Raw genomic sequence first — 26,785 nt, 5'->3', positions numbered from 1 at the left:
CGAACCTCGTGAGAGGCTCGACCTACTCTTTTTAAATCATTTTAGTCAAGGAGAAAAATTATGTCGGCAAACGACGAAGCTGGAAAAGTAATCGTACAGTCTGGAGCAACAATTGGTGGTGCTGTTGGTGGTGCTGTAGCGGGTGCTGCAATTAATAATGTTGCAGCTGCATCTGCTGCAACAGTTTCTTGGGCTGCGGGAGCAACTGGGCCGTTTGCTGCATTTGGTAATGTTGTTTTTCATCCAGCGGCTTGGGCTGTAGTGCTTGCAAATCCTGTCGGTGCAACTGTTATTCTTTGTGGACTAACAGGAGTTGGCGCTTTCGGAGCGTACAAACTGACTAAGGCGATACTCAAATGAAACTATTAGGCAATGTGCAACTGAAGGTCTGTAAACCTAAATTTTCTGTGCTGAATTACTCGGTAGTTTAGATTTTGGTGGCTCATTTTTAAAGCATAATTATTGGCTAAGTCAGTTAGGTATTGAGTTAGGTCGAGGGGGAAATATACTCCCCCTCGCATTTAGAAACGGACGTGCGTCTTTAGGTGCAGTTAGAGTTGATGGGGATGTTGCCACTCTGTACCTCTTTTTCAGAACCGGACGTACGGCAAGGTAGGTAGCCAGCTACCACCTGTAATATCAAGTTCGGATGATTACTTATTCCAAGATACAAGGTTAGGCTGAACGCGAGTGAAACCCAACAATAATCTAGATCAAGTGTTGGGTTTCGTTCCTCAACCCAACCTACAGATATTATAAGTTTTTAACCGAACTTGATATAACTTGAATTTCGATATATGTTGATTCACCCAGAATTGTATCTAGTTATTACCAAAAGTTTAAATCTATAAAAATGAGATAGATTTCCTATGAATTCGCATTTCAATCATTTCAAAAAGTTGCTAGTTTCTTTGGCGATTGTCGGGATGTCTTTTAATCTGCAAATGCCCGTAAATGCACAAAATGTAACGCGCGAACAACTTGATAGACTATCATTGCATGAATTAATCATTTTGAGAAATGAACAGTTACGACAAGCACGTATTGTAATAGCAAATTGCTACAACAGTCCTTACATTCCTAACTCTACTTGCTATGCTATGAGGTTACAGTATAGAAACTACTTTGCAAATCTAAATAATTACATTGCTCAAAGACGAGTGATTGGGCAATAGTAAAGATTCTAAAGCAGCGTATGCTTCGCACTCATTCTCAAAGTGAGGAAGATTTACTATGAATTCGCATTTCAATCATTGTATTACTAAATGTGATCGCATCTTCTCAAAACGCTCACTTACTGAATTTCTGAATGGTGCGACCACGCTCAAGAATTAGAAGACAGTCATTTGCATAACGCGATCGCTATTCCCTAACAAGTGAACGGTTTAGAAAAAACAACCCCTGTTCATCAAATAATGAGGCAATTTTCTATGAATAAAATATACATACCTCTTGCCATCTTTGCAGTACTCTTTGTGTGGTTCTTCTTCTACAATAGACAATCAGAATTGTGCAAGACTTTTGGTTCAAACTCAGCAACTTGCGAATTGGACAAACAACGCAATGAATGGAAGTTTCAGAAGTATTAGTAACTTTACCATAATCGCAACAATTTATCTTTAACTTTAGTACTCTGTAAACAATAAGATTCCCGACTTCTTAAACAAGCCGGGAGTCTGAGGTAAGATTTTACAGGAGTTAGGCTGTGTCAAATTGCGATCGCCAATTGAATAAGCGTCGATTTCTCGGATTTCTCTTCCTGTGCAGCTTTATACTCTTTACTTGGTTGAGTCACGTACCTTTGAGAGGAAATATTGCAACTGCACAAACTGCTGATATTAGCCAACAGGTGCAACAAGGTGTTAAAAGTTATGAAGCAGGAGATATTCGAGGTGCTATAGAAACTTGGCAGAAAGCTTTAGATACTTATAAAAAAGCTAACAATCCCAAGAATGCAGCAGTTGTCAGTGAAAATCTTGCTAGAGCATATCAGAAATTAGGTGATACAAAAGAGGCGATCGCATTTTTTAATGAAGCAATAACCCACTATAGTGCAGCAAAGGATTTGCGTCAGGTAGGACGAATGCTGACGGAACTAGCGCAGATATTCAACAACCAAGGACAAGCAAGAAAAGCAATTTCTTTATTGTGCAATAATAAATTTGATACTAAGTTAAATAAAAAACAACCCTGTGAAGCTAATAGTGCATTACAAATTGCTCTGACAAACAAAGATAGTCATACAGAAATTGCAGCTTTGGGTATTTTGGGTGAAGCACTGCGTTTATTAGGGAATTATAATTTAGCGATTCAATATTTAGTAGACGCAGCAAAAGTTAAAGATTCAGGATACGAAACTCTCATTAATAATAGTTTAGGAAATGTTTATATCAATTTGGGACAACTTTGGTATATACGGGCAAAATCCGCAGAACAAACTAATGGCAACAAAGCAGGAGAGTTTAAACAAAATGCCATAGAAGATTTTAACAAATCTAGCCAATATTTTAGTAGTAGTTTAGAATTGGCACGCAGGCAAAATAGTTCTCTTGGTCAACTACAAGCTTTACTTAATACAATTCAAGTTGGTTATAAAAGCCATGATTTAAATATTATCCCCAACGCAACAATAGATAGTAAAATTCGAGAAGCTGTAAGTTTAATTGATCAAGTTCTTGATTCCTCGACAAAAGCCTACGCGGCAATTGATTTAGCTCTATTACCAAGTGATTTCAAAATTACTTCTCCCATCACCCAATGCTCGAAAACAGGTGAATTAGGTAGGCTATCAAATACAGAATCGATTGATATTTTAAAGAAAGCAATTACTGTCAGTAAAAAAATCCAAAATTCTCGCGTTGAATCCTATGCTTATGGTGCATTAGGACATTTCTGGGAATGTCGAGGTGATGAAGTGCAAGCACTCAAGTATACTAAGCAAGCGCTGATAGCAGCAGACCAAAAATTAACAGCAAAAGATGGCTTGTATTTGTGGGAATGGCAATTAGGAAGAATATTGAAAAAGCATAAAAAAGAAAAAGAGTCACTAGAAGCATACCAAAGAGCATTTAAAACTTTAGAAGCAATTCGCAGCGATATTGTTACAGGTACACGCGATGTTCAATTTGACTTTCGTGATGTTGTTCAACCTTTGTACCGCGAACTGGCAGAATTTCAGCTTCAGCAAACATTGCAAGCATCGGTAAAGTCAGATATATCAAAATCTAGTGTATCAGATGCTTTAGAAACAATTGATTCGTTAAAATTAGCAGAATTACAAAACTATTTTGGTGGTGATTGTATTGTTAATGTACTCAATTCTCAGAAGATAGATGAGATAGTAGATCAGAACACCGCAGTTTTGAGTTCAATTATTTTTGATGCTAAAATAGCAATATTACTCACCTTACCATCAAGGAAAACTCAACCGGGACAAACGGTATTTCGTTGGGTGCAAGCAAGTAATAAAATCCTTCAAAAAGAAGAATTCCAAAAGCAAATTCAAGCATTTCAAAAGTCGCTAATCTTGGGTCAAGGTCGTCCTGATGGCTATGATCGCACTTTAGCAAGTCAACTCTATGATTCGATAATTCGTCCTTTTGTAAAAGATTTAAAAGCAGCAGATATTAAAACATTAGTGTTTGTTCAAGATGGCTTTCTACGTAGCATTCCAATGGCTGCACTTTACGATACTAAAAAACAAAAATATTTAATAGAACAATACGCAGTTGGAACGACTCCCAGTATCCGCTTGACTGCACCAAAATCGAGCGATCGCCACCTAGGAAAAGCTCTAATTTTGGGTTTAACGAAAGCAGCAATTATAGATCGACAAGAGTTTCAAGCATTAGACTATGCTGAGAAGGAAATCGAAGCCGTTAAACAAGTTTTTCCCAATAGCAGATTTTTTCTTGATACAAAATTTGCTCCAGAAACTCTGAAAACAGAACTAGGTAACAAAAACATTTTCCCTGTCGTTCATATAGTCAGCCACGCGCAATTTGGCACAATTCCTGAAGATACATTTATTGTCACGGGGAATAACAGCAAGCTCACAATTAGCGAACTTGAAGCTGCTTTAAGTAACCTTCGCAGTCAAGCAAATGCATTAGAGTTGTTAGTACTCACAGCCTGTCAAACAGCACTCGGAGACGATCGCGCTACATTGGGTTTAGCTGGAGTTGCATTACAAGTTGGTGTTAAAAGTGCAGTAGCTTCATTATGGTCAGTCCAGGATAAGTCAACAGCGCTTTTAGTTGAAGAATTTTATCGTAATTTAAAAAAGCCAGGGATGACGAAAGTTGAGGCTTTACGTCAAGCACAAATTAAGATGATCGAGTTAACTGGAGAGCAATCTGAGTTTGCAAGTCCAGCATTTTGGTCGCCGTTTATTTTAATTGGTAATTGGGTTTAATTATGTATAGATGTTGCAATGCAACATCTATACGCAATCAAATTTCTTGCTGAGAAATCAGTTGCAAATTTTTAATACGCCGATTAATTGTTTCACTGACATTAAGTTTACTTTCCACGTTTTCATGCTCAATTAGTTCTTGGATTAAATTAGAACCTAATTCTCCTAATTTACCTTGATTGGAATATTTGAGTGCTTCTGCAAACGCATCATACCAAAGTCCCTGCTCTGCCAGATAGGTAACTTTTTGAGTCGAATTACTAGCAGATTTAATACTTCCTTTAAGTGCCAAAGGTATGTTCACAACTTGAAACTCTGCACGTACAAAAGCTAAACCACTGGGACAAAGCATCGAAATTTGCCAGAAATATTCTTTTCCTACCGTAAGTTCCGGTTGCGTGGAAGGAAATGCAAATTTATTCACTCCTGGCGAGGAATTTAATTCCTCTGCTTTCATTACTATCTGCGGTAGTTGCTTTGGCTTCACCTCAAACAACATGAAATCAACGGTACGTGCTGTTGACATAAACCACGCAAATGTAGGACGCTTGGATGCAGTTTCACCCACATAAGTCTGTGGTGCTAGTAAAGTTAGAGGAATTCCTCCATCACCAGGACATCCTCGTGAACCACCAGCACGGGAGTGTTCGCTAGGAGTTTTGCGAGTGCGGGGTTTAAATTTTGCGTTTGCTTCTGGTATAACCAACAGAAACAAGCTCAGGGTAAAAATACTTACCAGTCGGCGTTGGTTGGCTTTTGAAGACAACGATTGAAACGACGAAAAATTACGAAGTTTCATAGATATTGTTGTTTTTGTTTAATGATGTTGGTTAATTATCTAGCTAGGAATATGAAAACTTTTTAAAAGCCGAGATTTAAAATCAGGTTTTTGAAAATTTATTTGCTGGATATTTGTAGTTAATTTCCAAATCAATTCACACACTGTACCTCGTGGTATTACAGTCTCGCGTTTAAAGCTACCATTTAATTTTCTGGCAAGGTTTTGAGACTGTTTTGTACCCTTGTTTTCGCTGAGTGTAGTTAACCCAGAACCATCATCTTTGATACAGAGTGAGTATTCACCGTCTACACAAATCCCAGATGCTTCTATACATTTTACTCCTCGTGCATGTTTACCTACATTACATAAACTTTCTTCTAAAAATAAGCATAGTTCCCTCTTGAGTTCCATACTTAAGTATTTATCATTAATTGGCTCAAATGTGCGTGTTTTTACTTTAAGAGTTTTTAAATATTCTAGGTCATTGCGTTCGAGAGTGCTGGAATATACTTCGTAAAATAAATCGTGTATCTGACGATTTAAATCTATTTTTAATCCACTTCCTAACCTTAAACTTTCATGATTTGTCAGTGCTTCCACTCTTAAATACTCACCAATCTCACGAATCTCAGAATTGAGCTTTTCAAACTGGTAAATTAATTGCTCGTTGGGTAAATTCTGCTTTCTTAATTGTTGTAATCCATTGGCGAGGGTTTGCAATGGCCCATTGTGAATCAGATTAAATGTATATTCAATTGTGCGCTTTTGTTGATCGTTTTTTTCACGCAACAGTTTATCATGCTGAAAAAATGCAAATGCACTTAATCCCACACCATTTATTGCTAAAGTTAGTAAACTAGGAACTACGGGAATCCAAACTCCCCACAATAGCAAACTGATGTAACCACTACCAGCAACGCCCAAACCCACTAATGTCACACCCAACAGATTTTTCATAATAGATTGGGTAAAGCGTCCAATTGCGATCGGAGTAATTCCCCAAATTATTATCCATATATATTCCCAAGTTTCTGCCCAAGACTTCAACATCGGGCGATTGTTTAAAACAGCATTAACAATTTGGCTAGTTGCGTGTGCGTGGTATTCAACTCCATATATTTGACCAGTTATTTTCCTTCCAGGAATTGCTAATGTATACAAATTATCTCCTACACTAGGAGATAAATTACCAACAATAATAATCTTGTCACGCAACCAACTAGGGTCAATCTTACCTTCTTTAGTCTGACCTGTTTTAATATTATTTAGTGAAAGGATACGAAATGGCTGATTTCTGTGCCTAAAGTTGATTAATATTTGTAATTCACCTGTATTTTCTTTATCAACATATCCACCAAAGTTTGGTATGACACGGGGTAATTCAGTATTGCCAAACCTTATTGTATCTCGGTCTTTTTCACCATCCTCATCATTAATTCCTCTTGATGCCAGGTAAAATTGAGCAAGTTTAAACCCTAGAGAAAAACGGTCTTCTTGAAGATTGTTGGAATTTGGTGTCCATAAAATATAACGTCTATTTTTCCCATCATTATCGCTGTGAATATCTACTATTCCAGTCCTTTCTTGAGGAATAAAATTAGGTGCTGGAATTTTAGGTTTCTGATTTTTTTCGATACCAAATATATTTGGATTATCTTGAAAAGTTTTCACGAGTCTATTATGACCGGGTTCAACTGGGACATTCTTGAAAAGGTCAAGTCCGATCGCACGAGGTTTGTAAGTTTCTAGCTTGTTTAGTAAATCTGCAATTTCACCATCGGGTATAGGATATCCTCCGGCTTTAGCAATATCATCTTCATCAATACCAATGATTACTAAATGTTCATCGATTGGTTCTGTTGGACGCAGACGTAAAAATGTATCGAATAACATCCATTCTAGAACTTGTAGCGAACCAGATACACGAGCGAGGATAACCAGTATCAACACGATAATTCCTGGCAGTGCTGCATAGCGCCATATCTTTAATTCTGTAGTAAATTTATCCCAACTTCTACGCATTTGCTCCCATCTCCTAATCAATTAATCCTTCTTCACGCGCCCGGATTTCTGTTTGGATTCTCAGACTTTTTCCACCTTCCTTACAGTCTTCCGGGTACACACCAAGTACATCCTGAATTTTCGTCCAGTAATTGCGAATAGCACGTTCCGATTTATACATTCGGTCAGCGATCGGTTTATCCATCAATCCTTCATCAAATGCCAAACGCAAAACTTGTAACCATTCGGGTTTGAGTTCAATTGCTGTTTTAATATCTTTAGTATGGGTTCCACCTTGGAGTGCTAAACTCGTGCGGATTAACATTTCCGATTCAGGCAAATTTTTATCTGCGATCGCAAATCCCCCCTGATGGTTGTCGATTTCATGTTTTATTCGCACCAAAGCTTTGACATAACTGCTTTGTACCACAAAGTTCTGCTCTGGATATTGTTTGAGTAGCTGCTTGATCAGTTCAATTCCAGTATCAGTAGTCGCAGTCACTCCCTCGCTAACAGGAATCGATAAATCTACCACAATCAAATTTAAAGGTGCTTTTTCCTGCTCTCTATCTTCCTGTTTTGCTTGAATCTGAGCTATTACTTCTAAAGCATCTTGTGCAGTTTTAACCTGAAGAAATTCCGTATCTGGATATTGTCGCTTCAATACATCGAGGGTTCCAGTTAAAATCATTTGGTGATCATCAATAACCAATATTTTTTTAGGTTTTAAGTGTTGAAGCTCTAATTGTATTTGGTTCTTTGCTAACTTATTCAGATCAACTTCAAGCATAATTTCTATGTTCCTACGTTATAAATTGCTGATCAAATACTTCCGATGAGATAAGTGCAGACTGGAGTAGTTGATATTTGGATATCTTTGTTAACTAAGTGTTAAATAAAGATGTTTGTGTAAATCCTATAACTAAATAATTTCATTTTGGGATTAAAATGCAGCAAATAATACAAAAAATGTTATATTTTTGATTTCTGCTTAATCTTCCTCTTGCGATCGCTAGTTTGTAAAATACTTGTTCGTATTTATCTCAATAGCTTATCGGAGATAAACTTAACAACGTATGCATAAAAGTGCAGTTTTTATTAGGGATTATTGAAATTGTTTTTGACAAGCGATCGCCCACGATTTAATCGCCAAAGACTTGATCTGCCGCGTTCCTCAGTTTGGTGACAATGTGGAGACGGTGGAAAACGGCTTGGGTAAACACAATCCCAAGTTTTGGAGGAGTAATCGCTCTGCGGCTCTACTAATACCAATTTCAAAAAAGAATGTCAAAAGAGGTAGGGGAGCAGAGGGCAGGGGGCAGGGGGAGAGACTGAGACGGAGCTTGTACTCGCGGCTTGCGTCCAAGCGTCCTTCCAAGACGGGGCTTCATACCCATGTTCCGCAATGTTTGTCGCAGAGGAAAAGGGCTTGCTCTCCCCGCTAAGAGCTCCCTTCCCCTCTGCCTCTTCGGTGACAGATAGACCATGTAGAGACGTTGCAATGCAACGTCTCTACCAAAGGATTTGTTGCAATCATTAATTGAATCGGTATAAAGTACAGTTCCTCAGCATCGGTGAAACGTTAAGACAATCTTACTTTCGGCTTATCTGAACTGTACTGTCGTTTATCCAGAACCTATCCAGAAATGACTGCATCCGTCACCTGCGAATGCAGTCTTTGGGTTTGCAAGTATCGATAGAGGCGATTCAAAGCATTGACATAAGCATAAGCTGCGGCTACTACGATATCAGTATCAGATGCTTGCCCAGAGAATATCCGCTCTTGATGCCTCAAGCGAACTGTGACGGTTCCTAACGCATCAATTCCTTCAGTCACAGATTGGACAGAAAACTCAATCAGTTGATTGGGAATTTGCACCAGTTTACTGATTGCTTGATACACTGCATCTACTGGCCCTGTGCCGATAGTTGCATCAGTGAGAATTTTGCCGTCGGGGGTGACAATTGTGATGGTTGCAGTGGGACAGGTACAGTCACCGCAGATTACCTGGACATGTTCAATTTGAAAGCCACTTTCTACTTGAATCTGCATTTCATCTCTAGCGATCGCTTCTAAATCCCAATCTGATATTTCCTTTTTCTTATCGGCGACTTCTTTAAACCGATTGAAGGCTTTGTTCAAGTCTGCTTCATTCAGATCAAACCCCAATTCCTTAAGCCTAGTACGAAAAGCATTCCTTCCAGAGTGCTTACCCAAAACAATACGATTTTCCGGTAAACCGATCGCAGCAGCTTCCATAATTTCGTAGGTTTCACGGTGCTTGATGATACCATCTTGGTGAATCCCAGACTCATGAGCAAAAGCGTTTGCCCCCACGATCGCTTTATTCGGCTGAATTAACATTCCTGTTAACTGAGAAACTAAAGATGAGGTTTTGTAAATCTCCTGGGTTTTGATGTTAGTCAAAGGTGTTTCCGAATCGACCGAACGACCAAAGTAAGGATTAAAAAAGGGTTTGCGAACCTGCAACGCCATGACAATCTCTTCTAATGCCGCATTGCCTGCTCGTTCACCAATGCCATTAATTGTACATTCCACCTGACGTACACCATATTCAATTGCTGCTAGAGCGTTAGCTGTCGCTAAACCCAAATCATTTTGGGTGTGAACGGAAAGAATCACCTGCTCAATATTGGGAACGTTTTCTCGAATTCCCTGGATGAGATTTCCCATTTCTTTGGGTGTGCAGTAGCCAACGGTATCGGGAATGTTAATCGTGGTTGCACCTGCGGCGATCGCTACCTTTAACACCTGATAGAGAAACTCTCTTTCAGTGCGACTGGCATCCATTGGTGAGAATTCTACATCATCTACAAATGATTTGGCATAGGCAATCATTTCTTCGGCGATCGCCAATACTTCGCTACGAGATTTTTTCAACTGATATTTGAGGTGAATATCAGAAGTAGAAATCATCGTATGGATTCTGGAGTGAGCCGCAGGTTTTAAAGCTTCGGCGGCTGCTTGAATATCTTGGCGAATCGCTCGCGCCAAACTGCAAATGATTGGGCCACCCGATATCCCGACTTGTTCAGCAATACTTTTAACAGCTTGAAAATCTCCCGGACTGGCTACAGCAAATCCGGCTTCAATCACATCAACACCGAGTAGAGCCAGTTGATGAGCGATGGCAAGTTTTTCTTCTACGTTTAATGTTGCGCCTGGTGACTGTTCACCATCCCGTAGTGTGGTATCGAAGATGATAACTCGCTCTGTTTGAGATGCAATGCTCATAACTGTCTCCCGTAATTTTTAGGGGATTGTTGTTTGTAACTTTGGATATTGTATACGATTTTTTGTATACAATATAAATTATGAACTTAAATGACTTAGTAGCCAACGTGCTACAACAGCAACGTAGTACCCCAGATTTAATTGCCGACGCTTTACGGGAAGCGATTTTGCAGGGTATTTTCCAAGAAGGACAATCCCTAAGACAAGATGAAATCGCCACTCAGTTTGGAGTCAGCCGCATTCCCGTGCGCGAAGCACTCAAGCAACTCGAAGCAGAAGGATTAGTCACCTTACATCTAAATCGCGGCGCAATGGTATCAGTGCTAACAGCCACGGAGGCGCAAGAAATCTGCGAAATTCGCAGCGCCTTGGAGGTCAAAGCGATACAAATAGCAATACCCAAATTAGGCAAAACAGATATAGAAAAAGCTGCTGTGATTCTAGAAGCAACCGACCAAGCCACCGATGCAGGTATGTTGGCAAAACTCAACTGGGAATTTCATGCGACGTTGTACGCAGCTGCGGAACGTCCTCGGCTGTTGATGATGATTCAAAACTTGCATGTTAATTGCGATCGCTATGTCCGCGTGCAAATGACGCAAATGGATTATCATGAGCGATCGCAAAAGGAACACTATCAACTCTTGGATGCTTGTCGTCAGCGAGATCCAAAAGCTGCTGTCCGGTTATTGAAGCGACATATTGACAGCGCAGGAGAGCAGCTAGTTGTATACTTGCAGCAAAAAACTCAGAAACACTAATTCATCCAGAAACTCAATACATGTGATCTATTAGAACAGACTAAACAGGAAATTTACACTATCCTGTCAGACAAATAGGTAGGTCATTTATGAAGAAACTGATTCGGCGTATCAAAGCATTGCTGCAACGTATCCTTAAAAAGGTTTCATCCAATTCTCAAGAACGTTCACCCCTCAATTCTCGTCCGTTAGACACTTCCATTCCTGCTGTTTCTCCCCAATGGAAGTCTGTGGTGTTTGTGTGTTCACAATGTGCCAACGAGCAGTCAAATAGCTCCCATCGAACTAGCAGCAGATCAACAGCTTCCGAAGATTTACAGAATTGGTTAAAGTCTCGTCTGAAATTTGAGGGATTATGGGGTAAATTTCGGGTAGTTAGCACCAGTTGTTTGGGAGTTTGTCCCCGGACTGGGGTTGCTGTAGTTCTTGTAAGTGAGGTAGGTGATGGCAATGGTCAATGCTTAATTGTAAATCCTCAAAGCGATCGCGAAGTTCTCTACTCACGCATCAAGCAGAATAATGGGTGACTTAACACGTTTGCCAACGCTAAGATACTTTTTCACCAAATTCTGGAACGCCGAACTAGGTTTCGTACTTTACCACGGTTCGGCTAAAGGTGAAACAGAAAAGGGGTGAATATTTGAATTCACCCCCTTACTCTTTTCTATTTACTTTCTTCTCAGACAACAAAGAAGGTCTTATCCAAACTGTGTTGCTACTATTCTATGTGTAAGTGATTCATTGGAGCATGAGTAGCCTAAAGTTCCATTTTTTGCTGATTAGCTTCTACTTTTTACTATTAAAATGTTTGATTTCTAATTCATGGAAAGTAGCTAAAAAACCATTTTAAATAAATGGAATTTATTGTAAAGTTTCAGCAATAAACTGAGTTACATTCTCTAAATTCAAAGGTTGTAATACACTGTAGCAGCATTCTTAATTTCTTCTATTTTTTGGATTAAAGGATGTGTAGGACTAACTTCATTATCCCTATATGCTCCAATGAACAATATCAGTATCAGTTATTATTAGCTGAATTAAGTTGAATGTGGCTGAATCTGCCCATTGTAAATCATCTAAATAAATGACTAGAGGATGTTATTTTTGGGTGAAAACTTGGATATCCCCACACGATTTTCAAAGGTTTATAAACTAATAGCTTTGACTATATTGGGATGGTCTAAACTCTGCTGAATTTGGTACTCATTTTTCAGACGTGTAAAGGCTTCGAGGGTAAGATATTCATTCTTAAGAAGTTTGAGGATAACTCGCTGTTGCGTTGGCGTTTGTGCTTGATAGATAATGGTTTGAATTCCTTCGTGGAGAGTGGAATTGATTTGGTATCCAGTACAATTTGGCATTGATCTTTGACTATAAAAGTTACAAAAATTAGCATCATTCCCTATCTGATTATGAAAGGGGTTCTGATTTAATTATTCTCAGTGGTAGGAGATTATTATCATTGCGATGCCCTACCCCAGAATTGTATAACTTTAACTCAAACCAGTAGCTAAAATTCCGACTGTAACTTTTATGCCAACCGCAGATAAGGACATTTTTGTAAAAATCCAGATGCCTTATTATGAGCATCTAAGTTATGAGTATGTGCTGGTGTCGGTCGAATAATACCACCAAAAAGATCGTCCAACCCATATGGTGTAAAAAATTGCCATTGCCCTTGTGTATTTAGCCGAACTCCTACAGCAGTAGCGGTGTGCAGCCAATCTGTGATGCCATCCTCTGCACTAGTGTAGACTCTGTGACCAAGACGCCAACGCGCAAAACTAGCTTGATTTTTTACATCAAACTGTTCATGAGAAAATTGTTCTGTTAAAGTTGCCTTCGCGGCTAGTTCTTGGGAACGGTTTCCCTCAATATCAAAGAATGCAATATCAAAATCTTTAATACCTAATCCACATTCATTGCCAAAGATTGAATGCCAAACCGTATTTCGGACTGCACCTCCTGCTAACCACCAGTTCGGCAAGTTGAGTTGAGCGATCGCAGGTAATACTGTAGCAATAACTGTATCAGCTAAAATCGTCTGTAGGCGAGTGTTACTATTCATATCAAATTCCTGGGATTGTCAAGTAAAAGGTGAAAATATTATCATTTACATTTCACAAAGCTGACATTGTTTGTAGTCCTACTGTGACACCAATGTTTATCAGGAAAACTTCTCTAGTCATAATACAAAGAGAACAGGGTTACACGGAAGGGAAAGTTGTGAATTTAAAATTTAAAATTCTTATTTATGGAAGACTTATTTGCGCGACTTGAACGCACACTAAATCCTGAACTACCTTCCCTAACAGAGTCACAACAACAACTGTTGCAAGAACTCAGTATTAATGAAAATCAACCTGGTACAATTGGGCGTGACTTTCAAACAATGATAGATTTCTTGCAATCAAATGGGGTAGAAGTTAGTAGTGTTAATAATCTTTTACCATTAAAAGTACTATCAGAAATTAATTCTCGGTTGAGTCATCCAATTGAACATCAACTCAAACGCCCTGTACAGAAATCATACCCTTACATAAATGGACTCTATCTGTTATTACGCAGTTCTGGGATAGCTAAAATTAGCTCTCAAGGAAAAAAGCAGATTTTAGTATTAGACGAAGCTACTTTGAAATCATGGTCAAATCTCAACTCCACAGAACGCTATTTCAACTTACTAGAAGCGTGGCTGATTTGGGGAAATAACGAAATTTTGGGTGAGCATCAAGACCCTTTCGGTAATTTATTTAGGTGTATACAGTTTTGGCCCCGCATCCCAGAGAAAGGTTTAAAATTTGCCAAATATGAAGATCAGCAAAGTATTAGTTATTACCCTGGTCTTCATAATGTTGCCCTATTAGAGTTATTTGGATTACTATCTATCAAACAGGGAAAACCACAAGCAGGTAAAGGATGGCGTATTGCCAGTTTACAACGCTTGCCTTTCGGTGATGCTTTATTACGGTTATTGTTTCCGATTGGAATACGAGGAGAGTTACAGGATGATGTAAATGTGGCTTTTGGAAAATGGCAGTCACATCTGCAATCATTTTTTCCAGAATGGAAGCAGAATTTATTTGTGCCAACACAAGGCTTTACTGATGGTATTTATATTTTTAAAGTATCCGTCTCTCGGTCATGGCGACGCATTGCAATACCAGCAAAAAAACCGTTAAGCTGGTTAGCCGAGATAATTCTTGATGCTTTTGACTTTGACTATGACCATCTGTATGAGTTTAGTTATAAAGACCGTTTTGGTCGCACAATCAAGATTTGTCATCCATATATTGAAACACCACCATTTGCAGATCAGGTACAAATTGGTGATTTGCCTTTAGAACCCGGTTCTAAAATAACCTATCTTTATGATTTTGGTGATAATTGGGAATTTGACGTGCAATTAGAAGCAATTAATCCACCTGATAATAAAATTAAAAAGGCAAAGATTTTGGAAATTCATGGAAATGCACCTCAACAGTATTGGAGTGAAGATGATGAATTGGATGGGGACGAGGAGTAAAAACTTTTAACAGTTATTAGTAAACGGTAAACAATTATCAGTCAAGATAATTGGCTTAAGGAGAACCACTATATCAGTGATCATTTCCACTGAAAACTAATAACCCAAAGTCGATTAATAGCAAGCGCTATCTTGCGGATTTAAATCCCCCACCATAACCCTTGATAACTGTTTACTGTTTACTGTTTACTGTTTACTGTTTACTGTTTACTGTTTACTGTCCAATTAGGTGATTTAGCTACAATCGAATAAACAACATAATTTTGGTTTATTCTCAAAAGTTATAATAGTTATTTGCAAAGGTTGATGGAAAACGACACACCAAAAGAATTGAATCCAGATCAAGAGATTGAGCGCTTGATTGATGCGGTAATGTCTTCATCACTAACTGAGCTAACTGATGAACAGTACCGCAAAAAGATGCAGCGGCGCAAAGAAGTGCAGGATCGGCGGATAGCACAAGCTGTACCAGAAAAAGGATTAATTATTGTAAATACTGGTAACGGTAAAGGTAAAACCACTGCGGCTTTGGGGATGGTGTTACGATCGCTTGGTCATGGTTACAAAGTGGCGATCGTTCAATTCATCAAAGGTAGCTGGGAACCTTCAGAAAAAAGGGTTTTTAGTCATTGGGAAGATCAATTAGAATTTCACGCGATGGGTGAAGGCTTCACCTGGGAAACTCAAGATCGCGATCGCGATCTCGATAAAGCTAGCGCCGCTTGGCAGAAATCATTAGAATATATCCGCAACCCAGATTTTCATCTAGTGTTATTAGATGAAATCAATATCGCCCTCAAAATGGCTTATTTGCAAGTTGAGGAAGTTTTAGCAGGTTTAGCGCAAAAACCAGATGATAAACACGTTATTCTAACAGGTAGAGGCGCACCGGCTGCTTTAATTGAACGAGCTGACCTCGTAACTGAAATGACCTTAGTTAAGCATCCTTTCCGCGATCAAGGCGTTAAAGCGCAACCAGGAATTGAGTATTAATTCATCGACTCATAAGGGCCGTTCTTTGTCATTAGTCATTTGTCCTTTATAAATACAAATGACTAATGACCAATAACGGTATTGATCATCTGACGAACCTAGTGTAAGAACCTGCTGAAGATTGATTGCACATTTGCAATATGCGTCTGTCGCTAGCGCTAATCTGATTTAACTGATGATAATCTTGCAGTGCTACCGAGTAGGCGTAGGTGGTTGACTCATCATCAGCAACTCTAGGTAGTCTATTGGTTGTAGCTACCTGACTCGAACTGGCTTCATCGGGTGAACCCTTCACCGTCATTGCCAACTCTCCTGAGCGATCAAGTGTACCCTGGAAACAACTAAACTCTGATTGGGGCATATATAATGCACCCCTGACTCTGCCCTGCTGCTTCTGAAATATGATGTACCCTTGTCCAAGCTGGCTTGGTTTTGGGGATTGACCATAAAGATAAATCCCATTTTTAGCGGGAAAGTTTGCTCTAGGTAGAATTCCTGCTTCTTTTACAGATGCTCTAGGTTCTGTAGCTAGCGCTACGGTTTGCTTATTTCTCGATAATCTTGTAGAAGCTATGTACTTAGACCGCTGTTGAGAGCGTCTAGATGCTTTGCTGCGAACGGGAGTCGATTTTGTAAGTTTTCTTTGCTCAAACTCTGAATCCCTAAATCTAGAAGCCATCTTCCGTTGACTTCTTTGCTCTCGAACTTCTCTTAGCCTCGATAACAAGGGAGTTTCGGAGCTTTTCTGAATTCGAGCAGATGATACTTGAGAATCTGTAACAAGTATGGATGCTTTTTCTATTTGGCTACTCAGCACTGGTTGAGTTTGCTTAGCCACAAAGCCAAGGGTGAGAAGTAAGCCCACAAGGGGAATTCCCAACTTAAGAGGGGGTAAGAACTGACGAATGTTGTTAAGCACCCTACTTCTCCTGTTAAAAAAATAACTAAGTTCTCTAGAACTTACCTGAACCGTAACCAAGTCTTGACCATTCAAGGCTCTGTCAATGGTTTGATTTCTATTGTCCGAAAAACAAAACTCTCGAAAAATAAAGTCTTTTTATAACTTAGGTCTATAATCTAAATCTACCATTGGTTAGATTCTTCAAACTTCCTCCAATGGATTCACCCGCTTGGGTGAGTTTAATCACAAATTAAACACTCCAAGGAGTATCTTATATTTTTTTTGGGGATTTTTAAGTTAAAAACACTACATTCCAGGTAACTGATTGCGATCGCTCAGAACCTAATACAAAAAAATCACCTCCTGAATCAGGAGGCGCACATTAGTAAACTAAAGAATTTCCAAAAAATAATTATCCAATTTTGTGGGGAGAAGTTTGAGATGAGAAAATCTCGGCTCAGAACTTTGAAGCATCCTGTCCGCCTTTGATTACGGGCGGGTAAAATGACCACCCCACAATAAATAGTTGGATATTTTTTATTTGGAAGTTACTAAAGAAAAGCTCAAGGGTCGAAAGCCAACCCTTAAAATTATCGGAAGCGATCGCTTTTAGCTAGCAACATATTCTTTGACATTAGCGCGACGGCGACGCAGATGAGCAAGAGCTTGATGCTCTAATTGGCGGACGCGCTCACGGCTAAGACTTAACCGCTCACCGACTTTTGCCAAAGACAATTCGTTACCATCTTCCAAACCAAAGCGTAGAGCTAAAACTTCTCGCTGTTGGGGGGTTAGTTCCGCTAGCAGGTTGTTCAAATCTTGGCGTAAGAATTCCTGGTTGGTATAATACTCTGGTGATGGCCCGTCATCTTCGAGCATTTCTTGCAACTCGGTATCTTGGTTATCGCCAACTTTAACATCTAAAGAAACTGGTTGACGCGCCATATTCAAGTACTCGCGGATCTGGGCGGGTTCTAATTCCAATTCTTTGGCAATTTCCGCCGGGGTAGGCGATCGCCCTAAAGTTTGCGCCAGTTCCCGTTGTACTTTTTTGATTTTGTTCAGCTTTTCAGTAATATGAATCGGTAAGCGAATAGTCCGACCTTGTTGGGCGATCGCACGGGTAATTGCTTGGCGAATCCACCAATAAGCGTATGTCGAGAACTTGTAACCCCTTGTGGGATCAAACTTCTCTACGCCCCGCTCTAATCCTAGAGTTCCTTCTTGGATTAAATCCAGAAACTCCATGTTCCGCTTTTGGTACTTCTTGGCAATAGCAACGACTAAGCGCAAGTTCGCTTCGATCATTTTTTGCTTTGCCCGCTTTCCCTGCGCCACCGTTTGTTTGACATCAATTTCAGTTTGGTGAACGTTGTCAGCCCATTCTGACATACTTGGTTCACGGTGCAGTTTCTTCGCCAAAGCCTCCTTGGCGTCGATTAGCGTCATCATTTGTTGCACCTGCTTCCCATACACAATCTCTTGTTCACGGGTGAGCAGTGGTACACGACCAATTTCCCGCAGATAGGTTCTCACCATATCAGCTGTGAATTTGGTGTTTAGGTTTTCGGTTTGGGTGTTAACAGTAGGCATTGGTGCGTTGTCCTCTACTCCGTAAACACAATGAATATTTTCTTACTAAGGTTTTCTTGCTAATTGGATTGGAAAGGTAGTACTTATATCACGGAACATAGGGAGCTACCAAAAGCAATCAGTTAATACAGCCGTTGTCGAGACGGTATGCCCCTGCGATAGGTTCCCCCTACCTTCCCTAAATTTTTTAGTTTTTTAGAAGCACGGTGGTTTGTTTTTGAGAATTCTTCACTTGGACAGTCACTAGCGGCGACTGAGAAATACGAAGTCAGTATGAGTTCTACTTAACTTTATATTACGACAAATTAGAGGAATAGTAAAGTAGCTTAAATAAAGCTTTCAATTATAATCCGAAATTGTGCGGTTGCCAAAAAATTAAAATTCCTTGAGTACGCTTGTATATCTATAGTGACGCCAAAAACCCCTCTTCTGTTGCCAGTAATTAGCCGGATAACCGAACTTTATTGGCTGTGCTAATGGGGGGATGTTACGAATGTGTCAATTGTCATTAGTCATTGGTCATTAGCACATGGGTTATGACGTAGATGATACGTCAGCAGCTTCCCACAGCTTAGAACAAAGAACAAAGCACGAAGTCTGTAGCAAGATTAGAACTTTGTAAGAAAGGACAAAGAACAAATGACTATTTAAAAACCAAGATCAGCTTTGGCTAGTTCCGCAGCGGCAAATACTTCTGTATCCGGCTTTTCTTCCCAAGCTGTATCACCAATTTCGGCATAAAAAGTTGCATCGTAAGGACGCGTACGTACCACTACTGGCATAGGAACAGCGTGACCCAGAATTAAGGCTTGTTGCTTAGAGTCTAACTTTGCTAACACCGATCGCAGAGCGCCACCACCAGACACACCTGTAAAAATCGCTTCAATGTCTTTTTCATCGTTGAGCAAAGCGGTGATGCGAGTACCAATCTGGGACATAACTTCATTATCTATCCCCGATGGGCGTTGATCAACCACTAATAGTGTTACGAAATATTTCCGCAGTTCGCGGGCTATAGTACCAAAGATTGTACTTTGTACTATTGCTGGGTCAAGGAAACGGTGCGCCTCCTCAATAGTAATCATTAGTGGCGTTGGGCGATCGCAGGGATTTTTGCTTTGCAAGAACTTATCTGCTTTTTTAACGTAATGCTCATGAATCCGTCGGGTGATCATATTAGTCACCAACATATAAGAGAGCATATTAGACTGGGAACCGAATTCTACCACAACATTCTTCCCAGCTTCCAAGGATTGTACAATTTTACTAATATAATTTTGGGGGCAAACAGCACGCATGTACTTCAAGCTGTCCATCCGTAAGAGTTTGCGCTGCAATGCCATAATCGAGCCTTTGTGTCCTCGCTTCTCGTCACAAAACATCTCGATTTCTTCATTAGTCATATTTAGCAGCTGGACAATCCAAGACTTGCCAAACTCGCTATACAGGATATTAGCGTTATCCAGGGCTGCATCCGAGAGTCCTAAATCTCGACTACATAACTTAATATCTTCAACTTCAATTTGCTCGTAACTAAGATAGAGTTCTTGAGCATCGCGCACACCCCGGCGCTTTGTTGATTCCGGGTCGAGGGTGTAGACTTCGACTTTACCAGGAAAAAGTTGCTTTAAACCTTTAACAGTATTAACGTTCTTACCTTCTGCAACTGCTTCCCAGCCATACTCGGAATGCATATCAAAAATCAAGTTAACCGCTGCACTTTTGCGGATGACGCCAGCTAAAAGTAAGCGTGTCAAAAAGGATTTACCAGTACCAGATTTACCAAAAACCCCGTTACTACGTTCAACAAAACGGTTTAAATCGATGCATATCGGTACATCCATATCTAAAGGTTTACCGATGGAAAAGTTGCGCCTTTGGGGGTCATCTTCCCAACCAAATACTCGGCGAAAATCATCTTCACTTGCTTCGTAAACTTGACTAAAGTGACTAGGAATAGTTTTTACAGGCAACAACTCCATCGTAGTACTACTTTGTGGCACAAATGAAGCCAATCCCGTCGTCGATGGAACGAAGGGATTTGCAGATTTGCCATTTGTAGGGGAGAAAGATTCTTCAGCTTCGGGAGTAAACATCAACATCGGTGCGAGGTTGACTGTACCGTAAGTACCACTTCCGGCTAAAACATCTCGTAAAAAAGTGTCTTCCCAACTGGGGGGATTAGCAATAATTCGCGCATTAGCAGCTCCCAGTGCCACATCTGTCAGCATACAAAAAAAACGCGATCGCATCCCTTGTACTACGAGAAATTTACCCACCCGCATATCTTCAACAGAAATATCAGGGTGTAATCGTACTTCTAACCCTCCCGTGAGCGAACCTTGTGTTACCGAACCTAATGGCTGTCCCGAATTCATTTTGGTCATTTGTCATTTGTCATTTGTCATTAGTCATCTGTCATCTGTCATTAATTATTCTCTCCTCTGCCCCCCATTACCTAGTCAATCTGAATCGAAGTCGGCGCACTCCCCGATGGCGGGGTAGTCATGATTAATGGTTTGCGGAATTGGGCATAGAGGCGATCGCGCCAAGCAAAGAATGGTTCATAATCAGGATTCTCCGCAAATATTGGCACTCCCTTTCCTCTAATAGATGCTGGTAAATCTAGGTAAGGGCCACTGGGGAACTTTAATAATATCGATAAACCTGCTACAGTCAAGTCAGCCAAAGTAGGCTCATCTCCTGTTAAATAAGGACTATCTGCTAGCAGTAACGTCAAGGCGTCTAAGTCTTGCTTCAAATCCGCGATCGCTGACTTGATCACATCTGGGCTATAACCTACCCCAAAACCCAAAACTGTTAAAAAGTCAGTGGGTACTCCTTCAACTAGACTTTTGAGTACGTCTGGTACAGAGGTGGGTAATAAAGACTTACGGAAATTTTGATCTTGGCTAATAGCGGAAAACAGGGCTTTGCGACCTTTGAGTCCTATCGATTCATCTGCCCATTCTTCGAGCAATAAGGTTACACCTCGTTTTTTGGGGTCTTGCGGTAACAGTGGGCGCTCAGGATATTCTAAGTCTAAATATTTAGCGATCGCTGTTGAGTCAGCAATATATTTATTTCTATCCTTCAACACTGGCACTTGTCTTTGACCAGTCAATCGGAACAGTTCTACCTGTCCAATTCCAGGTGTAACCTCGATTTTGCGGTAATCTAGTCCTTTATAATCTAAAATCAAGCGTACTTTTTCTGAGTATTGAGATAGTTCCCATTGGTATAATTCCAGCATGTTGTATACCTTGTAACTCGTTAGTTTATTGACTTTATAATTCTACATAATTCTATCTTCAGTTAAGGTGATTTTCATTGGTCTGAATAGCTCAATTTCCCATTTGAGCAACATTAGAACTAAATTTTTGCTGGAGTTATGACCAATTACTGATTTACAAAAATCCTATTTTCTGGTTAATTAAAGCATCAAATAATTAAATGATTTAATTCAGTATACATAAATAAATCTAACCTCGAATTCTTGAACTTCTTTAGTAATTATTTTAGGTTGCTAGACTACTTAATATATGTTGACTGTTAACTGTTAACCGTCAACTGTCAACGGACTAAAAAGGCGTTTTTCATCCCATCCCTAGAAGGAATAGGTTTTCACACGCCTTTTTATAAAGAATTCAAGCTTTTGAAGTTAACTATGTACACGCAATCTGCTGTATATTAAATCACTTTCTATTAAACAGTTTTTTTGAGATTATTGTAAACTCTGACTTTTATAGATGTTATGGATGTAAAATTTTTGCACTTTCTGAAAATTTACATTCCGCTTAGTGAAACTTGGGAACTTATTCTTAGTGCGATCGCTAAATAAACGAAGGGAGAAAATTTGTTTTATATAAGAGGATGTTTGAAAAGTCTTCTTATTGGTAGCAAAACGTTCTAGATTCCCCTAAATCCCTTTAAAAAGGGGGACTTTAATTCCGGTTTCCCCCCTTAAAAAGGGGAGCCAGCGCAGTCTTCTCCCAAAAGGAGAGGCTGCGCCAAGGGGGTTTCCACGCCACTCCCCACAACGGATAGCGCAGCGTAAAGCCTTCTGTTCGAGAGGCTTCGCCTTAAGCGAAGCCATGCCGCAGGCTTTACGGCATGGCTTCTCTACTTTGAGGCTGCGCCAACGCTGAGAGCGAGTCTTGTCTGCGACACGCTGCGCGAACGAGCGTCGGGAACCTCTACAAGGGGGTGGCTCCCCATGAGCGACTGGCGTGGGTTAGGGGGGAGCAACAAGTGCAAAGATACAGGTAACTACTTTTCAAACAACCTCTAAATGATACATATCAGCATTAGCCGATTTTGATGTTAAGTTTTACCTGTACAAGTGATTTTTGTGAAAAAATTTTACTTCCCTCTAAGGTTAGATTTTATGCATAGCAAAATGTTATAAATCTTTATGTAACCTGTGAACAAATAAAGTAAAGACAAACAAAATTTATGAAGGCAAATTACAGCAAATTACTGACCACTTTGGCAAGCATAGCCGGATTAACTAGTGCCAGTCTTCTTCTTACTTTACCATCTGGAGCAAAAGAGGTACTAAATCCTCAGCCCGGTGTTGTCAACGAGACTCCTTATAACCGTGGTCAAGACGTACAAGTAAATGCTCAATACACAGCTGTTGAAGTTCCTTCAGAAATAGAAAAAGATAATGCCAAACCCAAGAAAAAGAAACAAGTGGCACAGGGCGGGGGTGTACTAAATCCAAGACCAAGTATTTTCGATGAGCCTCCCTATAGACGTAGCACAACTACCACGCCTAGTGAACCTGTACCCTTAACTCCACCTACTACCCCCGGAGCTACACCCACCACACCACCTACTACAACTCCACCAGCCCCAGGGACAAGTAATACTCAAGGCAAAACTTTGCTAGCACTAGCAGAGTCGAATAGTTCTTTTACAACCTTAACCAAAGCTTTAAAAGCAGCTGGATTGACAGAAGCTTTGCAAGGCAAAGATAACCTAACTATTTTCGCACCTACTGACACAGCCTTTGCAAAATTGCCACAAGATGCTGTACGAGATTTGTTGAAGCCAGAGAATAAAGAAGTCTTGCTTAAACTCTTAACTTACCATGTAGTTCCTGGTAAGGTGCTATCCACCGATTTAAAATCTGGCGAAGTCAAAAGCCTTGAAGGTGGCGCAATCAACGTCAAGGTTGATCCTGCTGCTGGTGTAACTGTCAATGATGCTAGAGTAACTCAAGCAGATATCACAGGTAGTAACGGCGTGATCCATGCAATTGATCAGGTGATTCTGCCTCCTGACTTGTAGTTTTATACAGGTAAAATTTGTAACACAAACAAGTTAAGATTAAGTGTTCACAAGAAATAACCCCGTTGAGATATTAATTTGAGACGGGGTTTTTCTGTAATGGTTATTGGTCATTTGTCATTTGTCAAGAGTGCTGAAGCGCGGATAGCCATGGTTTAACCCGTCAAGAGTCAGTATTTATTCTCTCCCTGCTCCCCCTGCTCCCCTATATTTACTTTGATGTAGTAATAATTACTAAGTAAAAGTGTTGAAGAAAGTTCAACAGTCAACTATGCTATGATGAGATTGTCGAGAAATATTTTCGGTCATGTGACTGAATTATATAGACGCCTCTCCGAATCTAAATCTCTACACTCTTTGATTCTAGAGGTTTGCTATGTCAATTTATATTGGTAATTTATCTAATGAAGTCATAATCTTTAACTTCATACATGTCTTTTCCGAGTTGAGACTTTTGCAAAAGACTCCATAAGCCATGTTCACTAGGAAGCATGAAAGTAGACTTTCAAGGCAGGTTAAATTTATCTCCTAATTCATCAACAGAGCAATCATAGTAAAATATCGCCCAACCAGATTCGGATTAATCCAATTGTTGAAAATAACATCAATAATTGAGCTTAAAAGCTAACTTCTGAGCTTGCAAAAAATTCAAATTTTCAGTTCACTGAATCGTGTTGGAATATTACCTACAAACTGATACGTCTTACTGTCATTAATATGTCGGAAAAACTGACAGTAAAATAATGTCGCAAATGCAGATAGCATACACATACTGCTTGAAAATATGCCCAACACTATAATTACCCGTCCTGAGTCACTTTCGGAAGATTGCTTCTTTACTTACGCAATTGGCACTGAATTACATGATAGTAATTCTACCGCCCAATATTTACGCAGAATCAGGAAAGAAGATAAACCGTATATCGATATAGCAGTTTCTACTAGACCTGGCTATCGGTTTGAAGTTTGCCTTATCCCAGTGGAAGGGTTCGCTCAAGAAAGAGTATTGACAAAAGATGGATTTGCCAAAGCTTTAGGGGTTATTTGTGCCGTATCTAACAAAGCTAGAAAGCGATTTCCTTCAGGGAACGGACAGGATATTGTCCGATGCCAATTTAGTAACTTAGCTGATGCGGTAGCTGTAGCAAATAGGTTGTCCGCGTTACCCTCCGATATGTATGAAACTATCTCCAAAGTTCCATCTGTCTTGTGAAAAAATCAATGATTCGTATACCATCTGAGCCAAGTAGCGACCTTCGCTGATACTTATCAAAAAGTGTGCGTTTTAGCTACTAAGGATTTTAGCCAAGTGTGGATAATTATCCTGTTTTGACATGATTACCCTTAATTCAAAGTGAGTTTTTTTATGACTAACGGCCCTTTGCGTGAAGAACCCCGTAACCAGCGAGCTACTGTAATTCGTACAAGTAATGAATTTATTCTCTTGGAATGGCTAAAATCAAGTGGTCGTTTAATAGAGCGAGAACCTCAAGAATCTGAGTATCTAAATGAAGTAGAAGAAATTTCAGAGATGATCGATCTGGATGATATTCCATACGATCATGATGATGATGATGTTGAAATGGATTTAGAAGCTTAGCAGATTAGATGTTCGTAATTCGTGGGGTTATGCTCCGTTGCCCTCTAAGCGTAGCTATGCCACAGGCTTTACGTAATGGGCTACGCTAATGCCTCAGGAAAGAGTCTCGTTCCTATGTTTTGCTCTGCTCAACATGGCATTTCAAGCATTTATGAAAAAGACTCCATGAGTAGCACTCACAAAAAACAATGTAAGTGGACTTTCAAAGTAGGTCTATTTAAACACAGATAGGTGAGGCGTATTGTCTCCTTTGTTACCGTATTGTTGTAACGCTTAGGTATATCTGCAATACTAAAAGAGCGATCGCCCACCTCTTTTGTTTCAAAGCTGATGCAAGAATTTGCTAAAAGCTCGTTAACATTAGATTCGGCGTGTTTACTGTTTGGGAGTGCAAAAATGTCTAAACATCTGGGTCAAAAAATCGCACCTACACCGATATCAACCGATCTTGGGGTGGTGGATTTAATTGATAATTATTTCACTGCTTACAACTCAGCGCGTTTGCGGGAAATTTGTCAATTACTGAGTCGTGATGTACTGACGCAAGGTGTCACGGTGGGAGTTAGTCTTTCCGGTGCGATGACACCAGCAGGATTTGGGGTTTCAGCACTTGCACCTTTAATTCGCAATGGCTTTATTGACTGGATGATTAGCACTGGTGCAAACCTTTACCACGATATGCACTACGGTTTGGGTTTTGAACTTTTTGCTGGTAATCCGTTTTTAGATGATGTGAAACTGCGCCAGGAAGGCACAATTCGGATTTACGACATTATTTTTGGGTATGACGTACTGCTGGAAACCGATGCATTCATTCGCAAGATTCTGCAAGCAGAACCGTTTCAAAAGCGAATGGGAACCGCTGAGTTTCACCATTTATTGGGTAAGTATGTCCGGGAAGTAGAAAAGCAACTGGGAGTGCAGCATTCCTGCTTACTAGCAACCGCTTATGAATATGGCGTACCTATTTATACGTCTTCCCCAGGAGATAGTTCAATTGGGATGAACGTGGCAGCTTTGGCATTGGAAGGTTCAAAGTTGGTATTAGATCCTTCAATTGACGTGAATGAGACAGCCGCGATCGCCTACAGTGCCCGTGAATCAGAAGGCAAAAGTGCGGCTATAATTCTCGGTGGTGGTAGCCCTAAAAACTTTTTGCTACAAACTCAACCGCAAATTCACGAAGTCCTCGGACTAGAAGAAAGAGGACATGATTACTTTGTGCAGTTTACCGATGCTCGTCCAGATACAGGCGGTTTGTCAGGAGCAACCCCTTCAGAAGCCGTCAGTTGGGGTAAAATTGACCCGGAAGAGTTGCCTAATACGATTGTTTGTTACACAGATAGTACAATTGCAATCCCTCTGGTAACAGCGTACGTTTTGAACAAGTGCCAACCTCGTTCCCTGAAGCGTCTGTATGATAGACGAGAAGCCATGTTTAACAAACTTCAAACAGACTATCTAGCAGCTAAAACCCAATCATCAGAGCAAATCCCAGCAGCCGTTACTGATAGTGCTTCACAGCAGGTAGCAACTTATCCTTGCGGTAGGTTGATACCTAACGCTCGCTAGAGCATCGATTCAGTAATTGCAAAAACCCGATTTTTTTCGATAAAACGACCAATTTTCGTTGACTGTAGAGATGTTGCAATGCAACGTCTCTACGA

At 40.1% G+C, this 26,785-nt stretch carries 21 protein-coding genes and 1 pseudogene; 11 read left to right on the top strand and 11 right to left on the bottom strand.

The window, feature by feature from the left end:
- The first annotated feature begins 60 nt into the window (after positions 1–60).
- From FNW02_RS15645 to FNW02_RS15635, 3 genes are all read left to right on the top strand, one after another.
- Positions 61–360 (top strand): hypothetical protein, encoded by a 300-nt coding sequence (locus FNW02_RS15645; RefSeq protein ID WP_191758447.1) that lies wholly within the window; start codon positions 61–63, stop codon positions 358–360.
- Between the two features lie 509 nt (positions 361–869).
- Positions 870–1,175 (top strand): hypothetical protein, encoded by a 306-nt coding sequence (locus FNW02_RS15640; RefSeq protein ID WP_191758446.1) that lies wholly within the window; start codon positions 870–872, stop codon positions 1,173–1,175.
- A 530-nt stretch (positions 1,176–1,705) separates the two neighbouring features.
- The gene (locus FNW02_RS15635; RefSeq protein WP_191758445.1) at positions 1,706–4,414 is read left to right on the top strand and encodes a CHAT domain-containing protein; all 2,709 of its coding nucleotides are present in this window, start codon (positions 1,706–1,708) and stop codon (positions 4,412–4,414) included.
- A gap of 37 nt (positions 4,415–4,451) precedes the next feature.
- Here the strand turns inward: FNW02_RS15635 and FNW02_RS15630 are convergent, their stop codons facing one another.
- From FNW02_RS15630 to FNW02_RS15615, 4 genes are all read right to left on the bottom strand, one after another.
- Positions 4,452–5,213: a DUF928 domain-containing protein gene (locus FNW02_RS15630; protein ID WP_191758444.1), complete on the bottom strand. Its 762-nt coding sequence runs from the start codon at positions 5,211–5,213 to the stop codon at positions 4,452–4,454.
- Positions 5,214–5,252: 39 nt separating this feature from the next.
- Positions 5,253–7,217 carry a sensor histidine kinase gene (locus FNW02_RS15625; protein WP_191758443.1) on the bottom strand — a complete coding sequence of 655 codons (1,965 nt, stop codon included), beginning with the start codon at positions 7,215–7,217 and terminating at the stop codon, positions 5,253–5,255.
- Positions 7,218–7,230: 13 nt separating this feature from the next.
- Positions 7,231–7,986 carry a DNA-binding response regulator gene (locus FNW02_RS15620; protein ID WP_431356814.1) on the bottom strand — a complete coding sequence of 252 codons (756 nt, stop codon included), beginning with the start codon at positions 7,984–7,986 and terminating at the stop codon, positions 7,231–7,233.
- 846 nt (positions 7,987–8,832) lie between these two features.
- Positions 8,833–10,452, bottom strand: a complete 1,620-nt coding sequence (locus FNW02_RS15615) for a 2-isopropylmalate synthase (RefSeq protein WP_191758442.1) — start codon at positions 10,450–10,452, stop codon at positions 8,833–8,835.
- An 80-nt stretch (positions 10,453–10,532) separates the two neighbouring features.
- Here FNW02_RS15615 and FNW02_RS15610 point away from each other — a divergent pair, with 80 nt between their 5' ends.
- The gene (locus FNW02_RS15610; protein WP_191758441.1) at positions 10,533–11,213 is read left to right on the top strand and encodes a GntR family transcriptional regulator; all 681 of its coding nucleotides are present in this window, start codon (positions 10,533–10,535) and stop codon (positions 11,211–11,213) included.
- Positions 11,214–11,302: 89 nt separating this feature from the next.
- Positions 11,303–11,740 (top strand): (2Fe-2S) ferredoxin domain-containing protein, encoded by a 438-nt coding sequence (locus tag FNW02_RS15605; protein WP_191758440.1) that lies wholly within the window; start codon positions 11,303–11,305, stop codon positions 11,738–11,740.
- A 340-nt stretch (positions 11,741–12,080) separates the two neighbouring features.
- Here the strand turns inward: FNW02_RS15605 and FNW02_RS40140 are convergent.
- From FNW02_RS40140 to FNW02_RS15595, 3 genes and pseudogenes are all read right to left on the bottom strand, one after another.
- Positions 12,081–12,311, bottom strand: a pseudogene (locus FNW02_RS40140) (serine/threonine-protein kinase PknK); the annotation flags it as partial.
- 47 nt (positions 12,312–12,358) lie between these two features.
- On the bottom strand, positions 12,359–12,574 hold the full coding sequence (locus FNW02_RS15600) for a hypothetical protein (protein WP_225225670.1): 216 nt from the start codon (positions 12,572–12,574) through the stop codon (positions 12,359–12,361).
- Positions 12,575–12,744: 170 nt separating this feature from the next.
- Positions 12,745–13,281 (bottom strand): nucleotidyltransferase family protein, encoded by a 537-nt coding sequence (locus FNW02_RS15595; protein WP_191758439.1) that lies wholly within the window; start codon positions 13,279–13,281, stop codon positions 12,745–12,747.
- 186 nt (positions 13,282–13,467) lie between these two features.
- Here FNW02_RS15595 and FNW02_RS15590 point away from each other — a divergent pair, with 186 nt between their 5' ends.
- Together FNW02_RS15590 and cobO are read left to right on the top strand one after the other, a co-directional pair.
- Complete coding sequence (locus FNW02_RS15590) at positions 13,468–14,736, top strand: plasmid pRiA4b ORF-3 family protein (protein ID WP_191758438.1); 1,269 nt, start codon at positions 13,468–13,470, stop codon at positions 14,734–14,736.
- Positions 14,737–15,042: 306 nt separating this feature from the next.
- Positions 15,043–15,729: a cob(I)yrinic acid a,c-diamide adenosyltransferase gene (gene cobO, locus FNW02_RS15585; RefSeq protein WP_191758437.1), complete on the top strand. Its 687-nt coding sequence runs from the start codon at positions 15,043–15,045 to the stop codon at positions 15,727–15,729.
- 85 nt (positions 15,730–15,814) lie between these two features.
- Here cobO and FNW02_RS15580 read toward each other — a convergent pair whose 3' ends face one another.
- From FNW02_RS15580 to FNW02_RS15565, 4 genes are all read right to left on the bottom strand, one after another.
- Positions 15,815–16,648, bottom strand: a complete 834-nt coding sequence (locus tag FNW02_RS15580) for a hypothetical protein (RefSeq protein WP_191758436.1) — start codon at positions 16,646–16,648, stop codon at positions 15,815–15,817.
- Positions 16,649–17,239: 591 nt separating this feature from the next.
- Positions 17,240–18,223 carry an RNA polymerase sigma factor, RpoD/SigA family gene (locus FNW02_RS15575; RefSeq protein ID WP_191758435.1) on the bottom strand — a complete coding sequence of 328 codons (984 nt, stop codon included), beginning with the start codon at positions 18,221–18,223 and terminating at the stop codon, positions 17,240–17,242.
- 647 nt (positions 18,224–18,870) lie between these two features.
- Positions 18,871–20,601 carry a helicase HerA domain-containing protein gene (locus FNW02_RS15570; protein WP_191758472.1) on the bottom strand — a complete coding sequence of 577 codons (1,731 nt, stop codon included), beginning with the start codon at positions 20,599–20,601 and terminating at the stop codon, positions 18,871–18,873.
- 80 nt (positions 20,602–20,681) lie between these two features.
- Positions 20,682–21,476, bottom strand: coding sequence for a glutathione S-transferase family protein (locus FNW02_RS15565; RefSeq protein WP_191758434.1), 795 nt, complete (start codon positions 21,474–21,476; stop codon positions 20,682–20,684).
- A 1,202-nt stretch (positions 21,477–22,678) separates the two neighbouring features.
- Here FNW02_RS15565 and FNW02_RS15560 point away from each other — a divergent pair.
- The 4 genes from FNW02_RS15560 (at position 22,679) to FNW02_RS15545 (ending at position 26,690) form a co-directional block, all read left to right on the top strand.
- The gene (locus tag FNW02_RS15560) at positions 22,679–23,518 is read left to right on the top strand and encodes a fasciclin domain-containing protein (RefSeq protein WP_191758433.1); all 840 of its coding nucleotides are present in this window, start codon (positions 22,679–22,681) and stop codon (positions 23,516–23,518) included.
- A gap of 784 nt (positions 23,519–24,302) precedes the next feature.
- Positions 24,303–24,731, top strand: a complete 429-nt coding sequence (locus FNW02_RS15555; RefSeq protein ID WP_191758432.1) for a hypothetical protein — start codon at positions 24,303–24,305, stop codon at positions 24,729–24,731.
- A 153-nt stretch (positions 24,732–24,884) separates the two neighbouring features.
- Positions 24,885–25,118 carry a DUF3134 domain-containing protein gene (locus FNW02_RS15550; protein ID WP_191758431.1) on the top strand — a complete coding sequence of 78 codons (234 nt, stop codon included), beginning with the start codon at positions 24,885–24,887 and terminating at the stop codon, positions 25,116–25,118.
- Positions 25,119–25,514: 396 nt separating this feature from the next.
- The gene (locus FNW02_RS15545; RefSeq protein ID WP_191758430.1) at positions 25,515–26,690 is read left to right on the top strand and encodes a homospermidine biosynthesis protein; all 1,176 of its coding nucleotides are present in this window, start codon (positions 25,515–25,517) and stop codon (positions 26,688–26,690) included.
- The last annotated feature ends 95 nt before the right edge of the window (positions 26,691–26,785 follow it).

The sequence above is a fragment of the Komarekiella delphini-convector SJRDD-AB1 genome, assembly GCF_014831675.1.
Taxonomy (GTDB): domain Bacteria; phylum Cyanobacteriota; class Cyanobacteriia; order Cyanobacteriales; family Nostocaceae; genus Komarekiella.
This window is presented reverse-complemented; position numbering and strand designations above follow the sequence as displayed.

What these genes read in the sequence shown, in the direction of transcription:
- FNW02_RS15565 (WP_191758434.1), bottom strand. Translation starts at nt 21,476, where the DNA reads ATGCTGGAATTATACCAATGGGAACTATCTCAATACTCAGAAAAAGTA.
- FNW02_RS15625 (WP_191758443.1), bottom strand. Translation starts at nt 7,217, where the DNA reads ATGCGTAGAAGTTGGGATAAATTTACTACAGAATTAAAGATATGGCGC.
- FNW02_RS15550 (WP_191758431.1), top strand. Translation starts at nt 24,885, where the DNA reads ATGACTAACGGCCCTTTGCGTGAAGAACCCCGTAACCAGCGAGCTACT.
- FNW02_RS15605 (WP_191758440.1), top strand. Translation starts at nt 11,303, where the DNA reads ATGAAGAAACTGATTCGGCGTATCAAAGCATTGCTGCAACGTATCCTT.
- FNW02_RS15575 (WP_191758435.1), bottom strand. Translation starts at nt 18,223, where the DNA reads ATGCCTACTGTTAACACCCAAACCGAAAACCTAAACACCAAATTCACA.
- FNW02_RS15570 (WP_191758472.1), bottom strand. Translation starts at nt 20,601, where the DNA reads ATGAATTCGGGACAGCCATTAGGTTCGGTAACACAAGGTTCGCTCACG.
- FNW02_RS15595 (WP_191758439.1), bottom strand. Translation starts at nt 13,281, where the DNA reads ATGAATAGTAACACTCGCCTACAGACGATTTTAGCTGATACAGTTATT.
- cobO (WP_191758437.1), top strand. Translation starts at nt 15,043, where the DNA reads ATGGAAAACGACACACCAAAAGAATTGAATCCAGATCAAGAGATTGAG.
- FNW02_RS15555 (WP_191758432.1), top strand. Translation starts at nt 24,303, where the DNA reads ATGCCCAACACTATAATTACCCGTCCTGAGTCACTTTCGGAAGATTGC.
- FNW02_RS15615 (WP_191758442.1), bottom strand. Translation starts at nt 10,452, where the DNA reads ATGAGCATTGCATCTCAAACAGAGCGAGTTATCATCTTCGATACCACA.
- FNW02_RS15620 (WP_431356814.1), bottom strand. Translation starts at nt 7,986, where the DNA reads ATGCTTGAAGTTGATCTGAATAAGTTAGCAAAGAACCAAATACAATTA.
- FNW02_RS15640 (WP_191758446.1), top strand. Translation starts at nt 870, where the DNA reads ATGAATTCGCATTTCAATCATTTCAAAAAGTTGCTAGTTTCTTTGGCG.
- FNW02_RS15600 (WP_225225670.1), bottom strand. Translation starts at nt 12,574, where the DNA reads ATGCCAAATTGTACTGGATACCAAATCAATTCCACTCTCCACGAAGGA.
- FNW02_RS15545 (WP_191758430.1), top strand. Translation starts at nt 25,515, where the DNA reads ATGTCTAAACATCTGGGTCAAAAAATCGCACCTACACCGATATCAACC.
- FNW02_RS15590 (WP_191758438.1), top strand. Translation starts at nt 13,468, where the DNA reads ATGGAAGACTTATTTGCGCGACTTGAACGCACACTAAATCCTGAACTA.
- FNW02_RS15630 (WP_191758444.1), bottom strand. Translation starts at nt 5,213, where the DNA reads ATGAAACTTCGTAATTTTTCGTCGTTTCAATCGTTGTCTTCAAAAGCC.
- FNW02_RS15560 (WP_191758433.1), top strand. Translation starts at nt 22,679, where the DNA reads ATGAAGGCAAATTACAGCAAATTACTGACCACTTTGGCAAGCATAGCC.
- FNW02_RS15610 (WP_191758441.1), top strand. Translation starts at nt 10,533, where the DNA reads ATGAACTTAAATGACTTAGTAGCCAACGTGCTACAACAGCAACGTAGT.
- FNW02_RS15645 (WP_191758447.1), top strand. Translation starts at nt 61, where the DNA reads ATGTCGGCAAACGACGAAGCTGGAAAAGTAATCGTACAGTCTGGAGCA.